The following is a 6753-nucleotide window of genomic DNA, read 5'->3' as shown; positions in this document are numbered from 1 at the left end:
ATACGATATCGTTATCCTTTCACTTTAAGATTAGTGAGCTAATTTGGTTCTAACTCTATTCAGCAACCCTCTTTTTATAAGGGTTGCTGCTGCATCCTATCAAAATCATCTTCAGCGCTTTAGCCAGTACCAGAATTGCCCTAGATATTCGTGCAAAGCAAACTGGCTTTTCGAGAGAGCGTGAGCAGAAGGCAGAAAGTGATTGATATTTCTCTCCACATGCTCTGGTGCTTCAAATACTGTCGGGGCAGGCGTTATTTTAAGACCTTCATGATTGAAAGCGCCATAAGCCCTTGGCATGTGCCAGGCGTGAGTCACCAGCAAAATTCTTTCTATTTTCTGTTCTTTTAATAAAACGGCCGAGAAAGCGGCGTTTTCGGCGGTATTTTTACTCTTAGGCTCAAGCCAGTGTGCCGGGCTAGCCAGCTCTTCACTCAGAGAAGAGTTCATCAAGACGGCTTCTGGGGTTGCGGCACCAAACACCTGGCCACCACTGACAAGAATAGGCAACTGGGTCTGTTTATGCAGATAAGCACCGTAACGGAGCCTTTGCAGAGTGGTTCCATTGACTGTATCCAGATTGCCAAACTCTGGCGCTTTGGTGAGTCGGCCACCGCCCAGTATGACAATCGCTTGAGGTTGAGTGGCAGGATCTTGTGCCATCATCTCTTGCAGGTCATTGTCTGATAATGCGGGATAGTGCTCGAGTGAGCGTAGTAGCGCTGAGGCAACCGTTGGAATACTCAGGGTGAAAAAGCTGCCAATGCTAAGGGCTAGAATTAAAATGCTCATTAAGTGAAAACGTCTCCAGAATATCCATGCGGTAAGGGCCATCAGCAGATTGCCTCCTGGGGGAAGGAGAATAGCCTTTATCGCGTAGGTTGTTATGGGATCTAAACTCATTATCATCTTCCTGGTGAGGTATTCATTATTATTGTCCTATCTTTTCGATAGATTTTCACAAGCTGATGGTTGAACGGTTGTTGCAGGCTGGGTTGCTGCGGTATGATTGCGCTCTATTTGTGTCAGTCTAGTACGCTAGTCCCTTTGGGCACAATCATTAACTATTTTAACGTGTAACGAGGTTTTGGGTAAGTCGCCATGCAGGAACAGTATAATCCGCAAGAAACAGAGCAAAGCGTTCAGTCTTTCTGGGCTGAAAATAAAGTCTTTAAAGCGGTTAAAGATGCCAGTAAAGAGAAGTTTTATTGCCTCTCTATGTTCCCCTACCCTAGCGGGCGGCTCCACATGGGACACGTCAGAAACTACACCATTGGTGATGTGATATCGCGCTTCCAGCGTATGCAGGGTAAAAACGTCATGCAGCCTATGGGGTGGGATGCGTTTGGTTTGCCCGCCGAAAATGCGGCGATCAAGCATCAGGTGGCTCCTGCTAAGTGGACTATCGAAAACATTGCCTACATGAAAGGTCAGCTTAAGCAGCTGGGTTTTGCTTATGATTGGGACCGTGAATTGGCAACCTGTGAGCCTGAATATTATCGCTGGGAGCAATGGTTCTTTGCCAAACTGGTCGATAAAGGTTTGGCTTATAAGAAAAAGTCAGCCGTAAACTGGTGCCCTAACGATCAGACCGTATTGGCCAACGAGCAGGTGCATGAAGGCAAGTGCTGGCGCTGCTCTACTACCGTTGAACGCAAAGAAATTTCACAGTGGTTTATCAAGATCACCGAATATGCAGAAGAGTTGCTACAAGACATCGATAAGCTGGAAGGCTGGCCTGATAGCGTTAAAACCATGCAGCGCAACTGGATTGGCCGCTCTGAAGGTGTTGAGATGTCCTTCAAGGTTAAAGATCGAGACGAAGTGATCGAAATTTATACCACTCGACCCGATACCGTGATGGGTGTTTCTTATGTTGCTGTCGCGGCACAACACCCATTGGCGGCCAGTGCTGCCGAAAACAACCCTGAGCTGGCAGCATTTATTGAAGAATGCAAGCAAACCACCACATCAGAAGCTGATATGGCGACGATGGATAAAAGAGGGGTAGCGACTGGCTACAGTGCGATACATCCTATTTCTGGCAAAGAAGTACCTGTCTGGGTCGCTAACTTTGTCTTAATGGATTATGGACACGGAGCCGTTATGGCGGTTCCTGGTCATGATCAGCGCGACTGGGAATTCGCGACCCGTTATGGCATTGATATCCAACAAGTGATTGAACCCGCTCAATCTGATATCGAATGTGATCTGACCAAAGAAGCCTTTACCGAGAAAGGCAAACTGATTAATTCGGGCGAATTTGATGGCTTAACTTCGCAACAGGCTTTTGACGCGATAGCGGCCTGGTTAGAAGAGCGAGAGTCAGGTAAGAAACGTGTGAACTATCGTTTACGCGATTGGGGTGTCTCACGTCAGCGTTACTGGGGAGCTCCCATTCCTATGGTTCACCTGAAAGATGGTGAACAAGTGCCTGCCACAGAATTTCCTGTCGAGTTGCCTACCGAAGTCACTATGGATGGAGTGAATTCTCCGCTTAAAAACAACCCAGACTTTGAGCAGGTTTCTGTTAATGGTGAGTCAGGTGTTCGTGATACCGATACATTTGATACCTTTATGGAATCTAGCTGGTATTACGCTCGCTATTGCTCGCCCCGTTACGATGAAGGCATGCTGGATCCAGAAGAAGCGAACTATTGGCTACCTGTTGATCAGTATATTGGTGGTATTGAGCATGCAACCATGCACTTGTTGTACTTCCGTTTCTTCCACAAATTGATGCGTGATGCAGGACTGGTAAATAGTGATGAGCCTGCCAAGCGATTGTTAACTCAAGGTATGGTACTGGCTGAAACTTTCTTCCAGGAAAGCAGCGATGGAAAGAAAACATACTTTGCACCTACTGAAATCGATACCGAAAAAGACGACAAAGGTAAAGTGATCCGCGCGACCGACAAAGCCACTCAGCAAGATGTGGTGATTGGTGGCATGGAAAAAATGTCCAAGTCGAAAAATAACGGCATTGATCCACAGGCGCTGATCGACGAGTTTGGTGCCGATACTGCAAGACTTTATACCATGTTTGCAGCGCCACCCGAGCAATCATTGGAGTGGCGTGATGATGGTGTTCAGGGAGCGTTTAAATTCTTACGTCGTCTGTGGAAAATGACATACGAGCACATTCAGTCAGGTGCTGTTGCAGAGCTAGATGTTGCACAATTGAACAATGACCATAAATCACTTCGACGTAAGACTCATGAAACGATTAAAAAGGTTACCGACGACTATGGCCGTCGTTATCATTTCAATACAGCCATTGCTGCTGTTATGGAGTTGACCAACGCTATTGCTAAAGCTCCAGCCGCTTCTGAGCAAGATAGAGCGGTTGTACGTGAAGCGCTAGAAGCATCAACATTATTGTTGTCACCTATCACGCCTCATATTTGCCACGACTTGTGGAAGCAGTTAGGTCATGACGAAGCTGTGATTGATGCGCAGTGGCCTACGTATGATGAGTCTGCGCTAGAGCTGGACGAAATTGCTTTGGTTGTGCAGGTCAATGGTAAGTTGCGCGCTCGTATTCAAGTGCCTGCCAGCATGTCGAAAGATGACATCGAAGCGCAAGCACTTCAAGACGAAAACGTTACACGTTTTACCGAAGGCAAAACGGTACGTAAAGTGATTGTAGTGCCAGGTAAGCTGGTCAATATTGTAGTAGGTTAAATATGATGAAGCAGGCGCGAATAATTGGGCTGTTAATTATCGGACTCACATTAACGGCCTGTGGTTTTCATTTAAAAGGGCACACTAATGCTCAACCCTTGTCGGGTATGATCATTGATGTGATTGCCGAAAATCGCTTTGGTCCACTAGAGCGTTTGCTACGAGCGCGCCTGGAGCGCTCGGGTGCTGTGATTAAAGCCGATGAATCTGCCCGTTTTCAGCTGCATATCGATGAGCAACAGCTGAAGCGTCGCGCGTTGTTGCGAACGGAAACAGGGCGTGTTGGTGAGTATGAATTGACCTTGATGATCAAGGCGCGAATATTCAAAGTTCCATTAACAGACCCTGTAAACCTGAATCTTTCTGCGTCTCGTGAGTATGTGTATGACAGTACGCAGTTACTGGCGAGTAACGAACAAGAACAATCGCTAATTCGTGATATGCGACAGGATTTGAGCGAGCAAATCATTCGCCAATTGACTCATGCCAAAAGCTTGCAGGAGTTAAGCGTTGCCCATTAAAGCAGAACAGCTGGCGACAGCACTAACAAATGCTCATCATCATTTTTTAGTGACGGGTGACGAGCCTCTGCTGGCAATGGAAGCGCAGGACTTGATCCGCAAACAGGTTCGTCAGGCGGGTGTCTCTGAGCGCCAGTTATATGACGTGGGTCGAGGTTTTGATTTCGCTTCGTTGAATGTGGCTGCCGATAATTTTTCTCTGTTCGCAGAAAAAAAGCTGATTGAGTTGCGATTTGATAAGCTGCCAGATAAAGGTCAGCAAGACAAACTGGCTGAATTATTGGCGAACCCCGACGAAGATACCTACTGGTTGATTACCTGTCCCAAGATGGATAAACGCCAGCTAGGTAAGTCCTGGGTAAAAGCCATTGATGCGAATGGTTTGGTGGTGCAAATTTGGCCTGTCGCAGGTTATCAGCTGGCAAGCTGGATTCAACAACGAGCACAACAAATGCAGCTTCGTTTAGGTAGCGAAGCGGCTCAACTGCTCGCTTCTCGTAGCGAAGGCAACTTGTTAGCCGCAAAGCAGGATCTGGATAAGTTGCAGCTGTTGTATGACGATCAGAACATTAATACTGATGAAGTACTGGCCGCCGTTGCCAACAATGCTCGTTATTCTACTTTTGAGCTGATTGATACGGCGCTATCCGGTAATCATGAAAAAGCTGGCCGGATTTTACGGCAGTTACAAGATGAAGGTGTAGCTTCAGTTATTTTGGTCTCTGCGGTCTATCGAGAGTGCCGGCAACTGGCTTCTATGTCACAAGCAATGGCCAGCGGAATATCTGTTAACGAGGTGATGAATCAGTTTCGTGTCTGGCGTACTCGTAGCCGATTGTTGTCTACTGCGCTACAGCGTGTACCACCTGCAGCCTGGAACCGGATTGTTGTGCGTTGTGCGCATTTAGATAAAGTGGCTAAAGGCCAGGCGGTCGGTAATGTTTGGGATGAACTCATGACTTGTTTGCTATTGATGGGGGGAACCCCGCTTTGGCGCAAGATATCGTGAGCATCGTTGCTCAAAAGCCGCTGCTGATCTTTGGAGGGACTTTTGATCCTATCCATTTTGGTCATTTGCGTCTGGTTGAAAACCTTAAAAATTTATTGCCTGATGCTGACATTCTTTTGGTCCCCAGTGCTGAGCCGCCACACCGAGATTCTCCTGGTGCCAGTTCGCAGCAGCGTTTGGCGATGCTCAAGCTGGCGGTAGAAGGCGTTGATAGGGTGCAAATTGATGACCGTGAGCTACGGCGTAGTGGGCCATCCTATAGCATTCTGACTATGCAGGAGTTAAGGGCTGAGTACCCGTTGCGACCTATACTGTGGATTATGGGGAGTGACGCAGCCGCTCATTTACATCGCTGGCATCGATGGCAAGAGATTGCTCAGTCGGCCAGTGTTTTGATTGTGGCGCGGCCAGGTACTGAGCGTGAAGCAATGCCCGAAGTATTGGCGCAAGATTTTAACTGGTGTGAAACGCTAAGTGAGTTGGCTGTGAACGCCAATGGTCAGATTGGCTGGCAACAATGTCCTCTTTTGGATATTTCTGCGACTCAAATACGAACATTATTAAAACAAAATCAATCGATTCGTTTTTTACTTCCCCAGTCTGTAATAAAATATATAGAAGAGCAACGACTCTATCAGGAGTGAGTCGCTCACATTTTTCAGGTAAGGCCGTGGCTTTGCCATCAATATTAACAAGGTAAATGAATGGATAGTGACACTTTAAGACAACATATTGTTGATCAACTTGAAGATTTAAAAGCACGTGACTTAACAATGATTGATGTGCGTGCAAAAACCAGTATCACTGACTATATGTTTGTGTGCTCTGGTACTTCTAATCGCCATGTGAAATCAATTGCAGAGTCATTGGTGGTGAAGTTGAAAGAGTTGGGTGCCAAACCGCTTGGCGTTGAAGGAGACAGCAACTCAGAGTGGGTTCTGGTTGATTGTGGTGACGTGATCGTTCACGTTATGCAAGCCAATGCTCGAGATTATTACCAAATTGAAAAGTTATGGATGGCTGACACTCCTTCATGATCATTAAACTGATTGCTGTCGGCCATAAAATGCCTGCCTGGGTGGAAACTGGTTATCAAGAATTCGCCCGTCGCATGCCCAGAGAATGTCGATTGGAACTTGTTGAGATTGCTGCTGCCAAAAGAGGGAAGCAAGCAGACATTCCCAGGATTATGGCCAAAGAAGCTCAACAAATGAAAGCCGCTATTCACTCAAGTGACCGAGTGGTTGCACTGGATGTTAAAGGCAAACATTGGTCGACTCAGGAGCTTTCTCAAAAGTTGACGCAATGGCAGCAATTAGGCAGTAATGTTTCTTTACTGGTCGGTGGCCCTGAGGGGATGACGCAAGATTGTCTGCAAATGGCCGACGAAAAATGGTCATTGTCGGCTCTGACACTGCCCCATCCACTTGTTCGAGTTGTCGTGGCCGAGGCTCTTTATCGGGCCTGGACTCTGACCGTTAACCATCCTTATCATCGCGAATAATGGTGCAATATTAATGCACTCCTATCTGCTTAGCG

General features: G+C 47.0%; 7 protein-coding genes. 6 read left to right on the top strand and 1 reads right to left on the bottom strand.

The window, feature by feature from the left end; all coding sequences use genetic code 11:
* Nucleotides 1-111: 111 nt before the first annotated feature.
* The gene (locus NH399_RS24160; protein ID WP_253043919.1) at nucleotides 112-792 is read right to left on the bottom strand and encodes a YdcF family protein; all 681 of its coding nucleotides are present in this window, start codon (nucleotides 790-792) and stop codon (nucleotides 112-114) included.
* A 309-nt stretch (nucleotides 793-1101) separates the two neighbouring features.
* Here NH399_RS24160 and leuS point away from each other — a divergent pair, with 309 nt between their 5' ends.
* The 6 genes from leuS to rlmH are packed head-to-tail and all read left to right on the top strand — an operon-like array spanning nucleotide 1102 to nucleotide 6718.
* Entirely contained in the window at nucleotides 1102-3684 is a 2583-nt protein-coding gene (gene leuS / locus NH399_RS24155) for a leucine--tRNA ligase (RefSeq protein WP_253043918.1), read from the top strand.
* Nucleotides 3685-3686: 2 nt separating this feature from the next.
* On the top strand, nucleotides 3687-4205 hold the full coding sequence (gene lptE / locus NH399_RS24150; protein WP_253043916.1) for an LPS assembly lipoprotein LptE: 519 nt from the start codon (nucleotides 3687-3689) through the stop codon (nucleotides 4203-4205).
* On the top strand, nucleotides 4195-5214 hold the full coding sequence (holA, locus tag NH399_RS24145; protein WP_253043914.1) for a DNA polymerase III subunit delta: 1020 nt from the start codon (nucleotides 4195-4197) through the stop codon (nucleotides 5212-5214). Before lptE ends, holA begins: the two co-directional genes overlap by 11 nt.
* Nucleotides 5196-5858, top strand: coding sequence for a nicotinate-nucleotide adenylyltransferase (nadD, locus tag NH399_RS24140; RefSeq protein WP_253043912.1), 663 nt, complete (start codon nucleotides 5196-5198; stop codon nucleotides 5856-5858). The genes holA and nadD overlap by 19 nt, the downstream gene beginning before the upstream one ends.
* Before the next feature lie 60 nt (nucleotides 5859-5918).
* Nucleotides 5919-6251, top strand: coding sequence for a ribosome silencing factor (gene rsfS / locus NH399_RS24135; RefSeq protein ID WP_253043911.1), 333 nt, complete (start codon nucleotides 5919-5921; stop codon nucleotides 6249-6251).
* Entirely contained in the window at nucleotides 6248-6718 is a 471-nt protein-coding gene (gene rlmH / locus NH399_RS24130; RefSeq protein WP_253043909.1) for a 23S rRNA (pseudouridine(1915)-N(3))-methyltransferase RlmH, read from the top strand. Before rsfS ends, rlmH begins: the two co-directional genes overlap by 4 nt.
* Nucleotides 6719-6753: the final 35 nt, after the last annotated feature.

Source organism: Pleionea sp. CnH1-48, assembly GCF_024124665.1.
GTDB lineage: Bacteria > Pseudomonadota > Gammaproteobacteria > Enterobacterales > Kangiellaceae > JAMXSB01.
The sequence above is the reverse complement of the archived record's forward strand: the minus strand, read 5'-3'. Positions and strand labels throughout refer to the sequence as shown.